15 protein-coding genes are annotated in these 23,226 nt (G+C 36.6%); 3 read left to right on the forward strand and 12 right to left on the reverse strand.

Annotated elements, in window-relative coordinates; all coding sequences use genetic code 11:
- Window positions 1-60: 60 nt before the first annotated feature.
- The 3 genes from IPM48_13440 to IPM48_13450 are packed head-to-tail and all read right to left on the reverse strand — an operon-like array spanning window position 61 to window position 7,226.
- Window positions 61-3,705, reverse strand: coding sequence for a gliding motility-associated C-terminal domain-containing protein (locus tag IPM48_13440; protein MBK9272590.1), 3,645 nt, complete (start codon window positions 3,703-3,705; stop codon window positions 61-63).
- 34 nt (window positions 3,706-3,739) lie between these two features.
- Window positions 3,740-6,199, reverse strand: a complete 2,460-nt coding sequence (locus IPM48_13445; protein MBK9272591.1) for a hypothetical protein — start codon at window positions 6,197-6,199, stop codon at window positions 3,740-3,742.
- 19 nt (window positions 6,200-6,218) lie between these two features.
- On the reverse strand, window positions 6,219-7,226 hold the full coding sequence (locus IPM48_13450) for a PorP/SprF family type IX secretion system membrane protein (protein ID MBK9272592.1): 1,008 nt from the start codon (window positions 7,224-7,226) through the stop codon (window positions 6,219-6,221).
- Window positions 7,227-7,559: 333 nt separating this feature from the next.
- On the opposite strand from IPM48_13450, the gene IPM48_13455 reads away from it, so the two are divergent.
- Both IPM48_13455 and IPM48_13460 read left to right on the forward strand, forming a co-directional pair.
- Entirely contained in the window at window positions 7,560-7,901 is a 342-nt protein-coding gene (locus tag IPM48_13455; protein ID MBK9272593.1) for a hypothetical protein, read from the forward strand.
- A 7-nt stretch (window positions 7,902-7,908) separates the two neighbouring features.
- Entirely contained in the window at window positions 7,909-8,784 is an 876-nt protein-coding gene (locus IPM48_13460) for a formate dehydrogenase accessory sulfurtransferase FdhD (GenBank protein MBK9272594.1), read from the forward strand.
- A 41-nt stretch (window positions 8,785-8,825) separates the two neighbouring features.
- On the opposite strand, the gene gldC is transcribed toward IPM48_13460, so the two are convergent.
- The 8 genes from gldC to IPM48_13500 form a co-directional block, all read right to left on the reverse strand.
- Window positions 8,826-9,158 (reverse strand): gliding motility protein GldC, encoded by a 333-nt coding sequence (gene gldC / locus IPM48_13465; GenBank protein MBK9272595.1) that lies wholly within the window; start codon window positions 9,156-9,158, stop codon window positions 8,826-8,828.
- A 2-nt stretch (window positions 9,159-9,160) separates the two neighbouring features.
- Entirely contained in the window at window positions 9,161-10,087 is a 927-nt protein-coding gene (locus IPM48_13470) for a DUF4249 domain-containing protein (GenBank protein ID MBK9272596.1), read from the reverse strand.
- A 4-nt stretch (window positions 10,088-10,091) separates the two neighbouring features.
- Complete coding sequence (locus IPM48_13475; protein ID MBK9272597.1) at window positions 10,092-12,470, reverse strand: TonB-dependent receptor; 2,379 nt, start codon at window positions 12,468-12,470, stop codon at window positions 10,092-10,094.
- The gene (locus tag IPM48_13480; GenBank protein MBK9272598.1) at window positions 12,467-13,267 is read right to left on the reverse strand and encodes a TraB/GumN family protein; all 801 of its coding nucleotides are present in this window, start codon (window positions 13,265-13,267) and stop codon (window positions 12,467-12,469) included. Before IPM48_13480 ends, IPM48_13475 begins: the two co-directional genes overlap by 4 nt.
- Window positions 13,268-13,303: 36 nt before the next feature.
- A complete protein-coding gene (locus IPM48_13485; GenBank protein MBK9272599.1) occupies window positions 13,304-13,777 on the reverse strand; it encodes an Lrp/AsnC family transcriptional regulator in 474 nt (157 codons plus the stop codon).
- A gap of 196 nt (window positions 13,778-13,973) precedes the next feature.
- Window positions 13,974-15,395 carry a Glu/Leu/Phe/Val dehydrogenase gene (locus IPM48_13490; GenBank protein ID MBK9272600.1) on the reverse strand — a complete coding sequence of 474 codons (1,422 nt, stop codon included), beginning with the start codon at window positions 15,393-15,395 and terminating at the stop codon, window positions 13,974-13,976.
- A 261-nt stretch (window positions 15,396-15,656) separates the two neighbouring features.
- Window positions 15,657-16,709: a cytochrome c biogenesis protein CcsA gene (gene ccsA / locus IPM48_13495; protein ID MBK9272601.1), complete on the reverse strand. Its 1,053-nt coding sequence runs from the start codon at window positions 16,707-16,709 to the stop codon at window positions 15,657-15,659.
- Entirely contained in the window at window positions 16,709-17,365 is a 657-nt protein-coding gene (locus IPM48_13500) for a hypothetical protein (protein MBK9272602.1), read from the reverse strand. The genes ccsA and IPM48_13500 overlap by 1 nt, the downstream gene beginning before the upstream one ends.
- A gap of 367 nt (window positions 17,366-17,732) precedes the next feature.
- On the opposite strand from IPM48_13500, the gene IPM48_13505 reads away from it, so the two are divergent.
- Window positions 17,733-18,887 carry an N-acetylmuramoyl-L-alanine amidase gene (locus tag IPM48_13505; protein MBK9272603.1) on the forward strand — a complete coding sequence of 385 codons (1,155 nt, stop codon included), beginning with the start codon at window positions 17,733-17,735 and terminating at the stop codon, window positions 18,885-18,887.
- A gap of 83 nt (window positions 18,888-18,970) precedes the next feature.
- Here IPM48_13505 and rpoC read toward each other — a convergent pair whose 3' ends face one another.
- The gene (rpoC, locus tag IPM48_13510; protein MBK9272604.1) at window positions 18,971-23,221 is read right to left on the reverse strand and encodes a DNA-directed RNA polymerase subunit beta'; all 4,251 of its coding nucleotides are present in this window, start codon (window positions 23,219-23,221) and stop codon (window positions 18,971-18,973) included.
- Window positions 23,222-23,226: the final 5 nt, after the last annotated feature.

A 23,226-nucleotide genomic window follows, 5' to 3' on the forward strand; every position in this document is an offset into this window, starting at 1 on the left:
TATTCCACCCGTATGATAGAATCATAAAATAATGGATCATATCTATACAAAAAGCCCTGGTTATCTGACTAAAGTCACATTGCCTTTTTTGAAGTAGGTTTGTCCATCGACGCACAATACCTTAAAGTAATAGGCATAAACGTCCGGGGCCAAGTCCTGCCCCATGTAAGTACCATCCCAACCTTGATTAACATCTCTTGATTCGAATACTTTTTCACCCCATCGATTATATATATACATTTCCAATTCCTCGACGAAATTACTTCGAACTCTGAATTCATCGTTGAGATTATCGCCATTTGGAGAAAATATATTGGGTATAAAGACATCAGATTCATCACAGTTTGGTAAAATAACAAACACGGAAACCTCCGCAATATCTTCACACATATCCTCATTGATGGCCTTTACCCTAAAAACTGAAGAGGTCTTGGGTGTGGCAATTGGATCTGTGCAAAAAATACAATCTAAAACAGGAGGACGTTGAGGATTTAACCATTCATAACCACTAAATCCGCCAGTAACGTGAAGTGTTGTACTTTGACCCAAATAAATCGTATCATCATCTGCCCATGCAAAAAGAGGTGGCACAAACTTGCTGATGTTCACTTGAAAACTATCTCGGTATTTACATCCATATTCATTGGTAAAGTCCACATAAAAGACTGTTGTATCTTCTGGTTTTACAATGACGTATTCATTTGCATTTTGCTTATTGACAATATATCGATCGGGAGACCATTCGAAAGTATATCTATGGCCATCCAAAGGCACAAATTCAATTTTGCCATCTGATCCCAAACAGAAGTTCATTCTTCCAATAATATCATAATTCGTATCAATGGGAATCACCCGAAATGAATCAACATCTGTACACCCAAAAATATCAGTTGCAAAAGCTCTAATATATTGTGAGTCTTTAAAATGTCTAAGCACTTGATACCCATCTCCCAAAAATCTACCTATTCCATCCAACCATTCCACTTTTGCAAGTTGTTTTGTTCTTGCTTCAAGCAAAAGATCCACAGGGTGGCAAAGAACAGTATCGTTATTCACCTCTAATTCTATGGGTGGAGGTACAAATACAGTCACAGGTCTTTCAATAAAACAATCGGGTAATCTTTTATCAGAGATTCTCACTACATAAGTTTTGGTTTCCGGAACACTAGCAAGTGGGTTAGGACTATTGATATTGTCCAAGAAATCAGGTGGAGACCACAAATAATTATAACTCAAATCGGGATCTGGATTGAGATAAACTGGTTCCTTATTGCAACTCAAAATAGTGTCCACCAAATTCACTTTAACAAAACCTACATTAATAAATTTGCTAATTTGATTATTACATTCAGCTCTTACGATCAGGGTCACCAAATAAGTTCCTGTATCCCTGTATTCATGAATGGGATTTTGAGCTGTGCTGGTATCACCATCTCCAAAAATCCAAACATAATTGCCGGGTTCACTGCTGTTAATAAAACTAACCAGTGTATTGTCACAATTTTTATCAACTTCAAATGTTGCTTTCGGCTTACAGATCATATCAATATTCACAGTATCAACTCCTCTGCATTTGAACTGATTCTCTACATTAACGATATATTTCTGGTCGTCACAAAATGGATAAAAAGCCACAATGGTATCAGTACCTTGTCCGCTTAACACCCAATTATTTGGGGACCATATATAGTTCAATCGGTGTTCCGGTCGCAGATTTGACAAAAACAATTTGAAAGTATCACCTTCACAAAATTTAAAATCATTGGATTCCGTATCTGTTATTACCTTTTCATTTCGAACAGATATACTATCCATTCCAGCGCAATTTTCAGCTGACATTGCCCTTAAATAAAATGTTTGGCGATCCGGCACTCCAACTCTTAGAGTGGGGTTGCCCTGATTAAAAATATTTGTAAAATCTCGCGATGTTGACCATTCAATACTGCTTGGAACTCCGCCAGAAGCTCTCAAGGTAAAAGTATCCTGACAGATTACAGTATCTCCCAAAATATCAATATCCAACAATTCATTCACCCTGATGATTACAGAATCAACTTCTGTGCATTGTCCATCGGTAATGGTTACATAGTATGTAATTGTACTATCTGGAGTTGCAATGGGATCAGGGCAGTCCGTACAATTGATCCACTTGGAGGGCGACCAATTATAACTAAATCGGTTATCAGGATTATTGATAATTTTAGTTGATTCTCCAATACAAATAGGGATTCCACCTGAAGGAAAATCAGGCTTTAAACTATTTATATTATATGTTTTATCAATAGAGTCCAAACATCCTCCATTGGATTCAATCCACAATTTTAATTTAGCCTGACCAGTATCAGTTATTGTAAAATTTGGATTTCGATCACTTGCTGAATATTTTTTTCCCTGGATCTCCAATTCCCACATCCAGTTTTTAATTCCAAGTAGAGAATCAAATGATTTGTCTCGAACATTTAAAAAAATTGAATCTCTACATGGCCCAAAACCTAAATCAAAATCTGCACCAAGCTGTGTAGAATCATAGATATAAATATCTTTATAGCTGGTATCAATACAATCTTTGGCTCGGATTCCAACAAGTGCCACTTTATACTTTCCAGGCCCTGGAAATGTATAGCTTGGATTTGTGTCCTTACTTGCTGGATTCAAATTTGGATAGTCAAATAGCCAAGTATAATCTTTTGTGTTCCTACTCTTATTCGTAAAGTTAACTGTTAAGTTCTGATCACAAATAACATCGCGGTCCGTGTCAAAATTTGAAACAGGATTTGTGGTACAAATCCTGACGTTGTATTGAAAATCTCTTCTGGTAATTGAAAGCAATACACCATTGCTATCAAACTCACTTACACAAACTCCAATGAGATACTGACCGATGATGGGATCAGGCTGTCCTGTGATAAGTCCCGTTGCCCGATTGATCTGAAGGGGTATGGGCCCACCCATAGGGTCCAAAACAGAATAGGGTTGTTTGTACTGCACTGGTTCTTGTAAAGGTTGTCTTGGCGTGGATGGTTTAGAGTTGGCAGTATCTGCTCCAACATAAGGCGCGCAGAAATAATAATAAAAGGAATCCTTGTGCTGGGTGTCTCTTGAATCTAACGCATTCATTTGAAAATTAACTGGTCTATCACCACAAACATAAACAGGTGGCCACTCTCCTATTGCTGGGCCAGAATTACATCTACGCAATCCCGCTTCGGTAATCACAAGTGTATAGGTTGCGCCTGTATAAATTGGATCTAGTATATTCGTAATTGAACTATTTCTACAGCATCTTTGATAGGCCAAAATATAGCCTCCAGATCGAATTGGCAATATTACTTTCCCAACATAAGTGGTTGTGTGAACACAAACGTCACCCCCCACAACCTCACATTCTGTTCTCAGAATTTCATTCAGTGTATCATCTTTGCTGAATGGAATCGTTATAACTCCAAAACGACCCAAATCTCTTAACACATTTCCTTTGCTATCAAAAATTCCTATATGTGCTGGATCATCAAATTCTGCCTCCGGAGAACCGAGAAAACAATCTCTCCTCAATGTCAATAAAATAGTGTATTCATTGGTTTTCATATTGCTGCAATAATACGTTATCTGACCACCAACGATATGTGTCCCCTTCAATTCATTCACAAGAGTGAATGAAAAAAATGCCATCAAAAGTATAAAAACTCTGCGTAATGGATCTACCATTTTTTTATCATTTATATTAGACAAAATTTCAATTTTATAACCTACTATCATCATCAACTCCTTTCAAAATTTCCAATATTTCAACCCTTCTTTCATATGCTGCCTTTAGATTGTAGATGGAATTCCTCGTATCTTCCAGGCTATCACTAACATCAGTCGATGCCTTGGATTCACCGTATGGAATTTCAACAATTTCCAAATTCTTACTCACAATAAAATCATGGAACGATGATTGATTGTAAATGTCAAATTCATTTCTTATACTGTTTACCCGACGGGATGACAATTTCTGATTGTAATCTGATTTAGCGCGAGGAGATGCATAACCTTTCAGAAAAATGTCAATTTCGTGACCTTCCTGTAATATTATCAAAAGTTTATCCATAAAAATTTCCAACTTATCGCCATTCAATTTGACATCCTGTTCAAAAAACGTATTGTATTCCTGAACAGCCTTTTCCTTTGCAACACCCCTAATACCTTTGGTAAATTCCTTTATATAAATATCCTTTTTGCTCACATAGTCATTGTATATTTTCGAAAAAAGGACATTGGTTGTATCTGATTCAGATCTTGGATTGGGCATGTCATTGTCAAAAAATAAACGGATGGGTAATAATTTTCTGAGTTCAGCGATAGCACTCAACTCCAAAAATAGTTTTCGGTTTAAAATGGGTTCGTCAGCTGTTTCTTTGGAAGAAATCAATAATTCTGTTGACTCGTACTTATTTTTAGTGGCTGAAAGTTTATAGTTTGTTCCTTTAATTAGGGTAAAGTGAAAGTCATTTGAATCTGGATTAAGGACTTCCTGTAATAAGATTTTGTTATCTAGATCCCAAAGCTGAACAACTACACCCTTCAATAAAGCATTGGTGGTTTTCTCGAAAGTATAAACATTCAACTTCTTTTCTTCTCTTAAATAGAGATTTTTCTTAATCGGACTGTGATCATGTAAATCAATGGTTGAAATCAAAACCGAATCCGGTAAGAAACCACTTTTTTCTGCCACCAATTTGTATTTTCTATCCTCAATCAGTTTGAAATTATAATCTGATCTATCCGGAAAATTCAACTTGGTCACCAAGGAGTCACCTTCAGTGATGTCATAGAGTTTTAAGCTGACTCCATTTAGATCAAGTGAATCAAAGGCATCTTTTGTGTAGGCAAACATCTCAATAGTAGCTGGTGTGATAGTAAGCTTGTATATATCGTAACAACAAGCTTGCATCACTTCGTCAATGTAAAAAGATCCTGGTCTATTTGAAGTCATATATGCAGACCTTGATACAGATCCTTGAGAAAAACCAAGCTCGTCATAACTGGTATTGACAGAAGATCCCATATTGATGACCTTTAAAGAATCTTTTCCTCTCCAACTAAACTTAAACACATCCTGGCCACCAAAACCTGGATAGCCATCGCTGCTGAAATACAGGGTCTTTGAGGTTGAAACATAAAAAGGTGTATATTCATCTTTGGATGTATTCAAAAAATCAAGATTTTCCGATTTGCTTACCTGACCGTCATGAGACATTAATGCTGTGTACACATCATACCCTCCCTTTCCATTGGGCTTATTGCTTGAATAGTAAATCCTGTCTAATTCTGCGATTTCGTCGTATGAAAATTTAGCTTGTGTAGAAGAATACCCAGGATAATTTACCTCTTCACTTAACCTAATCGCCTTGGACCAATCATCATTATTTTTCAGTTTGACCCACAATTCACAAAGTAGTGAAGTATTGTTTTCTGAATAGTTACAAATGGTAAAAATAAACTTGGTTTGATCTCGATTGAATGCCGGATGGGCTATAAAGCTTTTGTTGTCCAATAGCCCTGCTTCAACTGAATCCATTTCATTGTTCAATTCATCAAACTTTAATATCTTACTTCCTGGCATCTGCCATTTAGATTTATCCTTTGGATCAACCCTCAATCCAGAGTAATAGATTTTTTGATTCATTTCTATTGGAGCTGATTCATTTTCTCTTGTATTTATTGGGCCTTCCAGTCTTTTGGTTTTGATAAGTGCATTTTTCTTGCTCAAATTTTCTCTTGCCCATTTTATCTGTTCCAGTCTAAATTTTGCATTGTTTAAAATATCACCGGTATCAACTTCCTGACCAATGAATGTTTGGAATAAATTTTGACTTTCTTGATACCTACCCTGTCTGAATACAGATTCTGCCAAAAGAAATCTAACTTCGGGATGCCGATCTTCAAAATCCGAATTGGTAATTTGGCGATAATGAAACTCAGCTTTCTGAAACGCATTTAGTGCGAACGCGGATTGTCCAGCCAAATAATGCAATGTATCTTGTTGAACCTTGTATTTTAAAGCATCCTGTATCAAGGTATAAGCTTCATAATAATTCTGCTTAATGATCGAGTGATGGATTGGTTCCCAATATTTTCCAAAGGATGCGTAAGTCTGTGCACTTATAGGGCTAATTAATATACAGCAAGAAAAAAATATGACAATATGTTTGAGCATGAAAGACTTCTATTATCAATTAATAAATAGGACATTTTTTGTAAACACCAGGACTTTTCACCCCTTTAAAGATGTGTTGCACAGTAATTTCCGGTCCTCCTCTTCTCCGAGTAGCTGTCTGAAAAGCCGAGGTATTCATATCATAACTACCTGAGATTAACCAATTTTTGTATTCAACTCCGATATGAGGGATCATCGCATCCTTCAACCTTGAATTTAGGCCAACTAAAAGATTTAAAACCTGACCAGGCGTCTTGTTCAAATACAATCGAATCATACTGGAGAGAACTGTTTCTTGATAAACATCCTGTTTTCCATGCATACCTCCAATAGAAAGGTCCAGAAAAGATCCCAGTCCAATAGATACCAACATTGTACCCGCAAACCTTATTGGAAGCTTGGATTGAACATTGCCAGCACCATCAAAACTTTGATTGGGTTGATTTAAATGAAATGCAGCTCCATTCAACATTAATCTGGTCCGTCGAGTCAAGAAAAATTCATATCCCAAGCCTGCGCTTAGATCCATAAAAAAGCTACCGACATGATTGAATGACTCCATCGATCCAATGGTAGGGTCAAATCGGTCCCCATTCCATTGAACATCCCATCTCAATTTCTCTTGATTAAATCTTCTTTGTGCAACCGCTGAGTTTGCTCCCAGGGTAAGTATATGCTTACTACCAAAATGATGGCTATATGAAATACTTCCTACCAGTTTAGCTAAATTTAATCTTGAATCTCCCGCCTGGTCATAATCCATACCAATTCCAAAGTTAACTCTTCCGGGTCTCCTTGTAAACCTCCATTTGGTATCATACCATAAACTTGCGGTCATATATGGTACAGGTACAGATAACCATTGATTGCGGTAATTGGCAGTGACTCTATGATCCCCGTCAAACTGACCCGTTAATGCCGGTGATAAATTATGATAATTGTAATTAAATTGTGAAAAATGAATATCCTGTCCCAATAAATCCTGGGCGTAGATGCTCAAAAACAGAATGACATATCTATAATGCATAAAATATGTATATTTTATTCAATAATTGTTTGCTTAAATAAAGTGGAATTTCGGAATGTATGGGACCAGAGAAAAAGGCTATTCCTATTTGTAATGTCAAAGGTAGTTAATAATTAATATTCTCAAATAAAATTTACACCAACAATTCTGCAGAAAGGACTAAAACTTCGCAATTTCGACATATATTATTGATTTTATGGTAATTACATATAATGTTAATATATATTAAACGAATATTTTATGCCCAAAACATTTAAACATAATATGTGAAGTAAGTCCTTTTCTTTATTCTTGGCTTTAAAATCTACCTTTGTCAATACATTGTAGTCCTTGATGAAATTTAAACTAACAGATAATCAAGTCAGACTTCGGCTGAAATTAGAAGAGGTTGAGCATTTAAAAGACTATGGCATCCTCACTCTAAATGTAAGTTTTGGTTTAAATCAATCTGATTATTTAAAGGTCTCCATTGTAATTTATGGTGAAAATAAAGCATCTTGCAGATTTCAGAATAATCACTTCAGGGTCTTTATACCAGAACCCCGATGGACAAAACCGTTAAATAATCAAATCGATCTTTTTAAGGGATTAATTGAACAGACCCAAGACCAATTCACTGAACTAATCATAGAACAAGACCTTCCATGTGACCACAATTCCAAACATATAAATTAAAATATCTGTGAACCTTCATAAATTCAGATCGGTCAATATTCAAGAAGGAACATTTTCACAGGAAATCCTCAAATGGAAATCTGGCCAGATTTCTAAACAATTAGATAAATTGGCATTGGAAGAACCTTTGGAAATTGTTACCAGGTATAGAGACGCTGCACAGGATAAATCAAAAGTCATATCCATCACCATGAGGACTCCGGGTTGTGACAAGGATCTGATAATTGGCTTTCTCTTCAATGAAAATATAATCACCTCCAAAACAGATATTCTGGAAATTGATTTTAAGTTCAATTGCAATGGAGAGGGACAAGAACATCAAACAGCAATTGTGGTTGTTGATCCGAAATTAAACCTTAGAATTGAATCCCTTGACCGACATTTTTATACCAACTCAAGTTGTGGCGTATGTGGCAAAACTGCCATCGACCTGGCCTTAGACTATATGGCTTATGTCCCTAAATTGTTGAATGAATGCATCGATCCAAGTAGTATTTGTGAATTACCGGAAAAATTGAGATCTCACCAGACTGTTTTTCATGAAACTGGTGGTATTCACGCCTGCGGCATTTTTGATCTCAACCAAACACTTATCCACTATGCTGAAGACGTAGGGAGACACAACGCTATGGATAAACTTACTGGATTTTGTCTGACACATCAACTAGTCCCGGCAGCAGATCATATCTTGGTGTTAAGTGGAAGAGCTAGTTTTGAACTCATCCAAAAAGCCATGTCAACTGGATTTCCAATTGTGATATCTGTCGGAGCTCCCAGCCATCTGGCGGTAGAATTGGCCAGGATCAGTGGTATGACTTTGATTGGTTTTGTGAAAAAAGAAGGATTTAATATCTATTCAGGTGACCATAGAATCAAAATGTAATAATATACTTCTGTGCGTCAATTGGAAAAGAATCTATAAAATCAAGGTACAATTTCTGTAGACTTACCAAAATGTGTTACGAAACTTTTGAATTCATTGGACAATTGAACATTATTGGTTGCCTTAAGATAGCTATCACACAATGCATTCAATGTTTGGTACATAAACCGATCCATTTCGATCACCTGCATTTCCTTAGTCCAAATATCCAATTTCAAGGTGTCTAGACTGCTTTTTTCAAAAATAGATATCAGTAATCCTTTGGCCTCAGTCGGCGAATCAGAATCTGAATCTTGAGCGGTCCATAAGACCTTCTCCGGAACATTTAAATCATCCAAATGTACTTCTATTTGAATTTTAGAAATTTTACCCATCTTTATTTTTTTACAACCACAGAATAATATTTGCAATGTTGACCACCAAAAATACCCAATCCACCCACAATGTTTGATTTGATTCTCACATAAGATGAAAAAGGTCCTTGTCTAGTTCTACTTACCTCGAGCGTGTTCCAAAAATCAAAATGATCTTTATCGATAGTACACCACTTGACTCGAATGGTATCGCCTAATTTAAAATATCCAGTAGTGTCTGAAAAAGATGAACCAGGAACAGTAGCCTTTTGAAGTGTAAATTTAAACTCTTGCCCGTCAAAAAAATAATCATCTGTTACAGATGTAAATCCTGCGATCAGATTTTCATTTTGACCTGCGGTAAAAAATCTATAATAATTTGAAACATTTGGCGTGTCCTTAATTTTGCAAAATAACTGCAAAAAAGAATCTAATTTCTTTCCCGGAACATCCTCAAACCAAATGGAGTCAAGTGGTACAAGGGATGGAATGGTGGTCTGAGCACTCACTATTTCATCTTTAACATACACTTTCAGTTGATATATATTTCCTTCAGATGGTTGCAAGGTGCCTGACAAATCTGTATAAATGCAAATGTCGATTGCCACACTATCCGGATTTAATCCCAATCTATCAAGAGCCAATTTCTTTAAGTCAGGTGGTAGGTCATTCAAACATAATTCATCCAATAAAATTCTTTCACTATTTACTTCAATAAATGCGCTATCTGCTTTTATAAATAAATCTTGTATTCTATCTGCAGAAAATTTATCGTAAAATGCAGTCGTTTTTGTTAATATTAAATAGAAAGGAAATCCTTCATTTGATTTTTCAAGATATGCTTCAATTACAAGCTGAGGATTTACATTTGTACCATCAGGTATAAATTCTTCCTCGCATGCCAAACATCCTAAAATCAATAAAAAACCGATATACAATCTAAATTTCATTTTCTTATTGTTTTGAAGTCCAATTAAAATTCCAGGTGACAGCAGGTATAATCGGAAATAGCGACACCTTTACTGCAGTAGCTCCAGCATTACCTGTCAAAACATTGTCGTTTAGAGAAGTGTAAAAGAAAAATGGGTTTTGTCGATTGTATAAATTGTAAAATGAAAATGCCCAACTACTTGTAAATTTTTTTGGACCCATTGCCTTCTTTTTATAAATAAATGACAAATCAAAACGATGGTAATCATCAAGACGTGCACTGTTGCGTGGGCCATATTCAATGTTTGGTCTGCCATCAATAATAAATAAAGCCTGAATGGGAGTAAATGCCCTTCCGGTTGCATAAATAAAAGTGCCCGAGACCTGCCAATTCTTATTAATCTGGAATGATTGAACAATGGAAACATCATGGGGTCTGTCAAATACTGCTGGAAATATCCTCCCTTCCTCAATTTCATCAAACCATCTCTCCGTTTTACTCAAAGTGTAACCAATCCAACCATTCCACCTCCCCTTTTTCTTTTGAATAAAAAGCTCTAATCCATATGCTCTTCCTTTTCCAAAAACGAATTCTCTTTCGATTTCGGACGAAAAATTTTCGACATAACTTTCCCTGTAATCAATCTGATTTCTCAAATCTTTGTAATAAACTTCTACTGAAGCCTCAATCTCGTCATTCAAAAAATTTCTGAAGTATCCCGCTGAATACTGCAATCCAATCTGCGGTTTGACTATTTGAGAGCTCGGAACCCACACATCAGCGGGCAGTGTGCTACCGGAATTACTTACCAGATGAATGTTCTGACTGGCGATGGAAAACCCACCTTTAAAGGATGAATTTTTATTAAGCATATAATTAAAAATCAAACGCGGCTCAGGTACTAGATATGTTTTAACTATATCATTCTGATCGAATTCCTCACCATTTAAACTGCTTGTATATGGTCCGGTAAATAAAAAGCCGGTAAGACGCACTCCTGCATTTATTCCCAACTTCCGATTGAATCTTATATCATCAGAGGCATAGAACTCAAGCTCATGTCCTTGTTTTGGGACAAGGCCTGATGAAAAATCAACTTCACCATTGGATGCATTTACCAAATTTGGAGTCAATTTATGGAATGTATACCTAGAGCCAAACTTAAAGTGATGTGCTGTTGCCGGATAATAATCCACATCAAACTTTACAGAGTAGTCTTCAACACCAGATCTTACATTGACAAAAAAATCTTCCTGACCAGCTTGCAAACTAAACTTATAGTCATTGTATATTAGAGATAAATTGGAAAATGTATTTTTACTGATTACTCGATTCCATCTAAATGTACCTGTACTATTTCCATATGGGAGTTTAACATTGAATCCCCTGTCACTATTTGAAAATTTAAACACATCTCTACCAAAATATCCACTTAAATAAATTCTATCTTTTGCATTAATGCGATAATTGACTTTGGCATTCCAATCATAGAAATAATAATTGGTTCCAGCAAATGATGTTTGCGAAATAAAAGGTTGGGCCAGATCCAAAGCATATGTTCTGCGACCAGATAATATAAAAGAGCTCATACCTTTGGCAATGGGTCCTTGTATCGTGAGTCTAGAACTAATTAGCCCTATGCCTCCCTCTACTTCGAAATCCTCATTATTGCCTTCTTTCATTTGAACATCTATCACAGAGGATATTCGACTACCATACTCAGCGGGCATACTGCCTTTAATCAATTTGGTATTTTTGATGGCATCACTGTTAAAAACACTAAAAAATCCCAAAAGATGTCCTGTATTGTAAACCACCGCTTCATCCAACAATACCAAATTTTGATCAGGTCCCCCACCCCGTACATAAAGCCCTGCGGTCCCTTCTGTTGCTGAGGATATACCAGGAAGTAACTGCAAAGTTTTTAAGATATCGACCTCTCCCAATAAAGCGGGCAATGATTTGATCCTCTCCACGCTGAGATCCACGGTTCCCATTTCATTTGCCTGAATGTTTTTTTTCAAATCTTCTGCAGATATTATTATTTCTTCCAACAAGACCCCTTCCGTTAAAGACACCTGAATGGTACTATCACGTTGGAGATGAATGGAAATTTCCCTTTGCTGATATCCAGTATAAGAAAATACCAAAAGAGTGGGCGCTTCCGTCAACTTTATTGAGTAAAAGCCATATGAATTCGTAACAGTGCCATTGGAAGGATTTTCTTTGACATAAACATTCACACCGATTAGATTCTCACCTGTGTTTTTATCCACTACAGTACCATAGAGTGTTTGATTTTTGATTTGTGAAAAACCTGAAGTGCTACACACCAAGAACAGAATTGAAACTATTCCGAAGACAATAAATTTCATCCTCAAAAAACAGAAATTCAAATTCATTGTTTAATTAAAATAGGTTTCAATTGAAATCCTCTTTTTTTCAAAATTCTTAACATTCCATATTTCCCAGATAGATGTGCTGCTCCAACACAAATAAATGGCTTGAATTCACCAAGTTGCTGCATTAACGCTTCCGACATTTCTTCATTTCTTTCATTTATCATCCACTTTCGCCATTTTCCCAACTGACTTTTGCTAATCCTGTAGAGAAGATGAATATCCTGATTTAAATATGCCAAAATAATTTTTCTAATTTTTCTCCTTAAATCAGAAATATGATTGCCGGCTTTGACAAGGCCTCGCATTTGATCCTCTAAAGGAATTCTATCTAGATATGAATAATGTCTTTCAAATTCTTCAAGTCCGCTAGCTGGAATTTTTAATCTCCGGGCGAGTTGATAAATGACCCCATCCAAGTGCTGATCATCCAAACTAAAACCAGCAACTTTACAAGAGAGCAGGTTCAATAATACAACAGGCTTTTGCCTAAAATCTAAGTGTATCTCGTCCCCTAAATACTTGTGCAAAACATTATATAGCTTTGTCCATTTCTTAGGGCTCAATAAATTTTGATATGACAGCCCTTCCTTCATTTGAATATAACTTGAAATATCTGAAGATTGAAGAAACTCAAAATTTACTTCATTCAATACCAAATTACATTCCCTTATGTAAGGTTCTAAGGCATCAAGCAAAGATTGCTGGTTAGGTAAAGCCAAATGAATAGATCCAAAAAGATAGCCCTGATGATTATTCTGATCTGAGAATTGCCAAAGCAGACTGGATACTTTACCCATATTTATTCAGACTGCTTGTACGGTGCTGGTTAAATTTTACTCCACTACGATGGGTAGCTTTTTCAATGCTTTAATGGTCGAAAGATTCATTAATGTCTTAATTCTTTCAACTTCCGTGATTGAAGCTAATTTCTTAAACAAAAGATTCTCATAGCTCTGCATATCTTTACAGATGACACGCATTAAAATATCGGCATCGCCCGTTATTACAAAACATTCAATGATTTCGTCAATTTTTTTGACTTTATCCATAAAACTAGACAAAGCATTTTCCTTACTCCATTTAACGTTTACCAATACAAAGGTGCTGACAAATAAATTCACTTTTTGTGGGTTAACCACGGCGTGATAACTTTCAATGACGCCTGACATCTCAAGCTTTTTAACCCTTTCCAGGGTTGGAGCAGGTGAAAGGCCAATTTTCTTGGAAAGCTCAAGATTGGTAATTTTGCTATTCTCTTGCAGAATATTTAAAATTTTGACATCTACCTTATCAATCTTATCACTCATATTGAATATTTATTTAAATTACACAATAAGATTCTAAATAAACCTCAAAATTAGAATTTTATTCTTAAGCTTACTTAAAAGGATATTACAATTAACATTTTTTTAATAAAATTGAAAAATAATTGATGGTTATCAATTTTACAATTGACAAGCATCAACTTTAGACAAATTAAGATCTTAAACGGTAAATTTCTTTCTATGGAAATATACCAAGATTTGCATAATCGTTGGATATTTTCTCCAAAGCCACAATAAAGGCTGCATTCCTTAAACTTCCGGACTCCGGTCGGGATTCATAAGTCTTCCAAATCTGTTGAAAAGAGCTAACCATTGTTTCTTCCAGACCTGATCTCACCAAATCTATTTCATCCGCTCCCTGAGTCAACAAAAGTTTTTCTTTATCAGAAATTCTTTTACCAGACAGTTCTTCCACTTTTTCAATCATTCTGCTGTATAAATTGCTGTCAAACCTCTTTTCCATTCTGCCAAATCGCATGTGCGATAAGTTCTTTAGCCATTCAAAATAAGAAACTGTCACACCCCCCGCATTGAGGTACATATCTGGCACTATTAAAATACCTTTTTTTAATAAAATTTCTTCAGCATCTGCAGTAACTGGTCCGTTTGCAGCCTCACCAATTATTTTGGCCTTAATCCTGTCGGCATTTTCGGCGGTGATTTGACTTTCAAGAGCCGCAGGAATCAAGATGTCACATTCCAATTCCAAGGCTGAATCTCTGCGTTCTAAGGTTGTTGTGCCCGGAAAATTTATAATTGAACCAGTTTCCTTTCTGAAGGCAAGTAATTTATTCACATCGATTCCATCCGGATTGTATATAGATCCTTCGTATTCAGCCACTCCGATGACTTTAACACCCCCTTCTTCCTGCATAATTGAGCCCGAAAAAGAGCCCACATTTCCCATTCCCTGGATGACGACTTTCTTACCTTTCAATCCTTTGGTTAAACCAAGTTTTCGCATTGCTGATTCGGTGTCACAAAGTTCCCGTAAACCATAAAAAACACCTCGTCCAGTTGCTTCATTCCTGCCTCTAATTCCATTTTGATTGACTGGCTTGCCTGTTACGCAACCGGCCGCATCTATTTCCCCTCCCTTAAATGTAAGGTAGGTATCCAATATCCAAGCCATTTCGCGAGGGCCTGTCCCGTAGTCCGGAGCGGGCACATCGATACCCGGTCCGATAAAGTTTTTCTTTATAAGTTCGGTGGTATATCTTCTTGTAATTCTTTCCAACTGATCCTCAGTATATTGCCAGGGGTTTATTTTTACGCCTCCTTTGGCGCCACCAAATGGAACATCTACAATTGCACATTTATAAGTCATCAAAGCTGCTAAGGCTTCTACCTCATCTTTATTAACATGCTGACTATATCTGATACCTCCTTTCGTTGGGAGCCTGTGGTGGCTATGTTGTGCACGGTATGCCTCAATGACTTGTATTTCGTCTCCAATTCTAACTGGAAATCTAATTTCATAAACTGCATTGCAAGCTTTTATTTGGGCCAATATGCCTTTGGGTATATTTGTAAAACCAGCGGCTCTGTCAAAATTGCGATTTACACTCGCTAAAAATGAATTTTCAGAATTTATGCTCATCCTTTTTATTTATTTCAAGTTGTCTAATTTTTCTATCTAATTTGATCAAGTACCAGATAATGCCTAAAAAAATGATCAATATCACCCCATAAACCACATTAATTTTTCCTGTACTCCTCATAAAATCCAGACTCTCAGCAGACAAATAACTTGACTCTGAGATTAGAAAAATACAAAGTAAAACCTTATTGATTTTTTTCATAAGTGGCTCAAATTTCTGCTTATTTTTGTTAATTGCTGATCATTTTTTTATCGGGAAATTCAATCTGATAATTCCTCTTCCAAAAGCAAGGCACGCTGCCAAAGCTCTGCCATCCAAAATCCAAGCAATGTAAAAGCCAGAACAGATGGATAAAACACCAATCTTAAAGCGTGATCCATATCTTCAGACCCGAAAGCCGGATTTCCACCATTTCCAGGATGCAGACTATCCGTCAACCGTGGCAGAACAAAAATAAGCGGTATAATAGCCACTACTGCAAAAACATTATATGCTGCTGTCACTTTGGCCCTTCTGTCTGGATCCTCTATGCTAAACCTCAATATCAAATATGCTACATAAATTAACATAGACAAGGCAGCCATATTCAATTTGATGTCATTGGTCCACCAGGTATCCCAGGTAAATCTTGCCCAAATTGATCCGGTAGCCAAACCCATCGATCCAAATAAGATTGCAACAAAAACCAAACTATACGCCTTGTAATCGTCTAATTTGCTTCCAGTTCGCAAGACTCTGAAGGAGTAAATTAACGATCCCAACATCATAGAAAACATTGCAAACCAAAGAGAAACATGAAAAAATGTATTGCGAATGGTCTCATACAAAATATTTCTATATGGAAATCGCAAAGCATGCTTTTGATGAAAATGAACCGAATCTTTTAAAGTCCAAGCAGCTTTTCCTTCTTCAAGATCAATAGAATCTTGAGAAAGAATTAATTTTGAAGGAATGACAGCGGCACCATCCAACTCCGAATCAACAATTAAACTTGTTTGAACCAATTTTTGCTTAACCGGAAGAAAGGGAGGAAACTTATGGTGAATATTCAATCTAGTATCAGACAAAACTACGACTGAATCTGCAATAGCCAGGAATTCGTTTGAAATCTTAAAAAAAACCCTCGGAGTGTCCAAACTGTAATTGGTATTATAACCTGTCATGTGAATAACTGAATGTACTCCAGAAGCAACTCTGGAAGGCTGGAGATCCACAATACCAGGTTTTAAAGGAAGTAATAAACCTCTTGTCAATACATAAATAAACAGGATCACTGCAAACCATTTCCACCAACTTATTTCCAAAATTTTCATCAATTCTTCCAAATATAGGGCAACAACATCTGAACCATTGCAATACTAAATAAATTAATTCCTAAAATAATTTTGATCTGAGAACCTGGATCTAACAATTCGCCTCCCTTTAAAAGCACAAGACTCGTGATATATCCTGCACCGAACAAGGGGAAAGTCAATGGTAAAACCATTACAGTGAAAATCAAAGTTTGATTCACCCCTTGGCCAGATAAAAGAGAATTAAAACAAAAAATCACAGAACATCCAATATTAAACAACAAAATTAAAAGGAGCCAAGGAAGTAAGCGAAATTCAGGAAGGGGCATAAGTATATTAAATATAAAATACAATACCATTCCCAGGCCAGATAATAAGACAAAAAGAAACACATTTTTGGAAATATACAGCATAGAAGGATTGTACAATTGATGAGTAAGTACTCTATATTTCACCAGATCTTCCTCAAACACCCTATAAGCCGTAAAAAAGCACACAAATAGATACACCATCCAAAAAAGTAGATTCCATTCTTCAACCGTTTCCTTATGTGAAAAAAAATAAACCAGATAGCTGGCACCAATAAGGAATGTCATCACAGCACCAATTTGATAGAAACTCCGATATTCTCTCAAAAGATCCTTTTTGATGATGTTTTGAAGCTGTTGTAGATTCATTAACCACAAAGTTAAGTGAATATGGCATGATACCAAGCCTATACACCCAAGCTCGATGGCAAAACATAAAAGTGAACAATCCAAGAAAACACATTAAATAATTACATAATTTATAATAATAGTAATAATAATTAAATACATATTATATAAATATCATATATTTGCCCCAAACTGGCTGCCCATGAATTTGAATTTACGCCATATTTTGGTAATAATGTTTTTTGGCATTACTCATTTCCTATATTCACAAAAATCAAAATATTTAGAAATATCTTTTAAAAAAGGGGAAACAATAATTGGTATTTTAAAAAAATATAACCTGAATCTTCATAGCGAACACCTTGAGCAATTTTATATTTTGAATAAAATGAATCCTTCGGACAAAATTATTGCCGGTAAAAAATATTATTTGCCAATCTCCATTTACTCTTTTGACGGCAAGAGCATCCGGTCGACATTGAAGATTAAAGATTACGACAAAGCCAAATCCATCGAAAAATATAACAATACTCTGACCGAAGCAAAATTGACAAAGTCAAATTACAAAGACTCAAAAATTCTTTATGTTCCTTTTGCCTATTTGGATCAAAAGCCGATTCAACAACCTCAAAAAGTACAAAATTTATCCAAAAATACACCTTCAACAAATAAAAAGACAAAAACCTTGATTGCTGATTTTAAAATGGACTCAGCACAAGTCGCAGCCTTGTTTAAGCGGTCTGATTTTGCAGCAGAAGAACAGACTGACCTAACCTCTGATAAAGAAATGCCTTTGGTCAAAAAGGTAAGCGGAAAATCTGTTAAGGTAGATCTGTTTGGCAAAGAAAAAGGCGAAGTCTATATTGAATCAAATCAATTAAGTGATCAGGTTTTTTACATCGTACCAGGACACGGTGGCCCAGACCCTGGTGCCATGGTCAAACATACATCGGGAAATGTATTATGCGAAGATGAGTATGCTTATGATGTATCACTTAGACTTGCACGCAACCTGATAAAACATGGTGCAATTGTACATATTATTGTACAGGACAAACACAATGGAATCAGGGATGAGAGATATCTTGATTGCGATAACACCGAAAAAGTGATGGGGAATCTTGAAATGCCTGTTAATCAGAAAAAAAGGTTGAGACAAGGAATGGCAAAAGTGAATGAGTTATACACTGTGCACAAATCAGATGGGATCAAAAAACAATGGATGATATCTATTCATATTGATTCTCAACCGGAAGCAAACAGGCAGGATGTTTTCTTTTATTATCAGTCTGATAGCAGAAGGAGTAAAAAGAAAGCTGAAAAATTGCAAAAGGTTTTTGCTGATAAATATAAGATCTACCAGGGAAGGGATTATCAGGGCACCATAAGTACAAGACCTCTTTATGTCATTAAGGCATCAAATCCAGATCCCATTTTTGTAGAGTTAGCGAATATTAGAAATCCCAAAGATCAGGAACGAATTCTTTCTCCTAAAAACAGACAGGTGTTGGCAGATTGGATGTTGGAAGGTTTTCTTCAGTAAGTTTTTGAATAAAAAAAAATAAGCCTATATTTCTACATATAGGCTTATTTTGTAATTGAGCATCCTGAGAATGATGCGTAATTTTAAGACACAAATTCCTTCTTCTTTGGTAATACCAAAATCTCTTTATATTGCTTTTGGCCTGTACCTGCAGGAATTTTCTTACCTATGATCACATTTTCTTTCAAACCAGAAAGATCATCTGATTTTGCTGCAATAGCTGCCGAACTTAACACTTTGGTAGTTTCCTGGAATGAAGCTGCGGATATCCAACTACTGGTACCCAAGGAAGCCCTTGTTATTCCCAATAATAATGGACTAGAAGTTGCAGGCACTGCATCCCTGTATTCTACAATCTTTTTATCATTTCTTTTTAAATAAGAATTCTCTTCCCTTAATTGGCGCAATGATACCAGCTGGCCTCTTTTTAATTTTGTAGAATCATTGGATTCAGTTACCACTTTCTTCTCAAATATCACGTCATTTTCACTCACGAAGTCCCATTTATCGACGGGTTCACCTTCAAGAAGAGTTGTATCTCCCGGATCTTCAATTTGAACCCATCTCATCATCTGGCGTACGATCACTTCAATATGTTTATCATTGATATTAATACCTTGTGATCTATAGACTTCCTGAACCCCATTTACCAAGTAAGATTGGACCGCAAACAAACCCTTTATCTGCAAAATATCTCTAGGAGCAATATTTCCATCAGACAAGGGCATTCCTGCTCTAACAAAATCACCTTCCTGCACAAGTATATGTTTGGACAAACCTATTAAATATTTCCTTCTTTGCCCAGTTCGCTCGTCTTCTACAAAAACTTCCCGGTTTCCTCTTTTAATTTTACCGTAAATTACGATTCCATCAATTTCAGATACAACAGCAGGATTGGAAGGATTCCTTGCTTCAAACAATTCAGTAACCCTTGGCAAACCACCTGTAATATCTGACACCTTACTCACGTTTCTCGGTATTTTACCAATCATCTGGCCAGCCACAATCTCTTCATTGTCTTCAATGGTAATGTAGGCACCTACCGGAAGTGAATAATTTTTCAATTCCTCACCGGATGGGCTCATAATGCTGATTGCAGGTATTTTCTTTTTATTTTTGGATTCAATGATAATTTTTTCTGAATACCCGGTTTGGTCATCACGCTCCATTCTGAAGGTAACACCTTCTTCAATAGAGTCAAATTTGATAATACCTGGAAACTCAGAAATAATTAGCGCATTGAATGGGTCCCAATTACAAAGGATATCGCCCTTATGTGCTTTTTGTCCATTCTTAACCAATAAAAAAGCACCATAGGGCACGTGTGCGCTGGTCAGCATTTTCTTGGTTTCAGCATCCAAAATTCTAATTTCTCCTGATCTTGAAATGACAACATAAACACGAGCGCCATTGTCATCTGTCGATTCTGCAAACTTAATTCCATCAAATTCTATCACGCCATCAAATTTGGCTGTGATTTCGGATTCAGATTTTGAAACGGCTGCAACACCACCTACGTGGAATGTTCTAAGTGTCAACTGAGTTCCTGGTTCGCCAATACTCTGAGCAGCAATAATTCCTACTGCATCCCCTTGTTCAGCTATTCGTCCTGTGGCCATGTTTTTTCCATAGCACTTTGTACAAACTCCTTTCCTTGCCTCACAAGTAAGTACTGATCTGATCATGACCGATTCAACTCCAGAAGCTTCAATCAGATTTGCAGTTTTAACATCGATGTACTCTCCGGCTTCCAAAAGAATTGCGCCGGTTATTGGATTTTCAACATGATTTAAGGAAAATCTCCCTTGGATCCTGCTGGACAAATTTTCAATCACTTTGTCATTATCTATCAAAGCAGCAGTATCAATTCCTCTTAAAGTATTGCAATCAACTTCTGTAATGACCACATCCTGAGAAACGTCCACCAATCTTCTTGTCAAATAACCTGCGTCGGCTGTTTTTAAAGCAGTATCTGCAAGACCTTTTCTAGCTCCGTGGGTAGATATGAAATATTCCAAAACAGAAAGACCATCCTGAAAATTGGACAAAATTGGATTTTCAATAATTGCACTACCGGTATCACCAGATTTTCTGGGCTTCGCCATCAATCCTCTAAGTCCACAAAGCTGCTTTATCTGCTGTTTAGAACCCCGAGCTCCAGAATGCAGCATCATGTAAACTGAATTGAATCCTCCTTTATGGATTGCCAACTCTTTCATTAGATTGTCTGTGATTCTATTGTCAGCAAAAGTCCAGCGATCAATGATCTGATTGTACCTTTCATTATTGGTGATCAATCCATTGTTATAAGACTCCCAGATTTCATCTACTTCTTTTGTAGCCTCATCCAGTGTCTTGACTTTAATAGATGGCGTGATTAAATCTCCTAGATTAAATGACAAGCCAGCCTTAAATGCCCAATAAAATCCCATGTCTTTTATATCATCCAAAAATTTAGCAGTAACAGCAAAATTTGTTCTTGTGATGATGTCTCCTATATAGGTCTTTAGGGCTTTTTTGGTCATGAGTTCATTGACATACGGTGCTTGGGGTGGAACCGCCTCATTAAATATTACACGACCGACGGTCGTCTTTATGACTTTGAAGCTCATGTTTCCTTGCTCATCCTCCACCTTTGCCTTCATTTGAATGCCATCGTGAAGTCCAACTTTATTTTCGCTAAACGCGATAATGACCTCTTCCGGGCTATAATATGTCCTCAACTTTGCATTGGAAGTTGAAATTTTTTCTTTGGTCAGGTAATACAGACCCAATACCATATCTTGAGATGGAAGGGTAACAGGAGAACCATCTTGCGGATTCAGCATATTGTGAGGAGCAAGCATCAATAGTTGAGCTTCCAATATGGAGGCATTGCTCAAAGGCACGTGAACGGCCATTTGGTCTCCGTCGAAATCCGCATTGAATGCTCCACAAACAAGTGGATGCAGCTGTATTGCTTTTCCTTCTACCAAGGTGGGTTGAAAAGCCTGAATGGACAATCTATGGAGCGTGGGAGCTCTGTTAAGCAGAACCGGGTGCCCTTTAAGTATATTCTCCAGAATGTCCCAAACAACCGCTTCCTTGCGATCAACCAGCTTTTTGGCAGACTTCACTGTTTTAACAACTCCTCTCTCAATCAATTTTCTAATAATAAATGGCTTAAATAGTTCTGCAGCCATCCCTTTTGGAATTCCACATTCATGAAGCTTAAGCGTTGGACCTACAACAATGACGGACCTACCACTGTAATCGACCCTTTTACCTAACAAATTTTGACGAAAACGGCCTTGCTTTCCTTTGAGAATGTCACTCAAAGATTTAAGTGCCCTTCCTCCCTCAGCCTTTACTGCGTTGGATTTTCTCGAATTGTCAAACAATGAATCTACAGCTTCCTGAAGCATTCTTTTTTCATTTCTAAGAATGACTTCCGGAGCTTTGATCTCAAGTAATCTTTTTAATCGGTTGTTTCTAATAATTACCCTTCTGTATAAATCATTCAAATCCGAGCTTGCAAAACGGCCACCATCCAACGGCACCAATGGTCTCAGTTCTGGTGGAATTACAGGCAAGTACTGAATGATCATCCATTCAGGCCTGTGATTTTTATTGTTCAAACCTTCTCTAAATGCTTCAACAACCCGAAGTCGCTTCAGAGCTTCAGTTTTCCTTTGCTGAGAAGACTCAGTTGATGCCTGATGTCTTAGTTCAAAGGAAAGATCATCCATATTGATTCTTAAAAGCAAATCAAAAATTGCTTCTGCGCCCATTTTTGCTACAAACTTGTTGGGATCTGCATCATCCAACATTTGATTCTCCTTTGGCAAAGTTTCGAGAATTTCGAAATACTCTTCTTCAGTCAACAAATCAAGTACTGAGGTATCTTTTGCCATTCCGGGCTGAATCACCACAAATCTTTCATAATAGATGACTGTTTCAAGTTTTTTAGAAGACAGACCAAGAAGATATCCAATTTTATTGGGAAGACTTTTGAAAAACCAAATATGAACAACCGGCACCACTAATTTAATATGGCCCATCCGTTCTCTTCGCACTTTTTTCTCGGTAACTTCTACCCCACATCTGTCACAAACAATTCCTTTGTACCTGATGCGCTTGTACTTTCCGCAATAGCATTCATAATCCTTTACAGGACCAAATATCCGCTCACAAAAAAGTCCGTCTCTCTCAGGTTTATAGGACCTGTAGTTGATGGTTTCAGGCTTGAGTATTTCACCATAAGATCTATCCAGAATATCGTCTGGAGATGATAAGCTGATGGTGATTTTTTCAAAATCCTGATCTAGTTTAATATTTTTATTCTTGAATGACATGCAAA

It is taken from the genome of Saprospiraceae bacterium (assembly GCA_016715965.1).
Classification (GTDB): Bacteria; Bacteroidota; Bacteroidia; order Chitinophagales; family Saprospiraceae; genus Vicinibacter.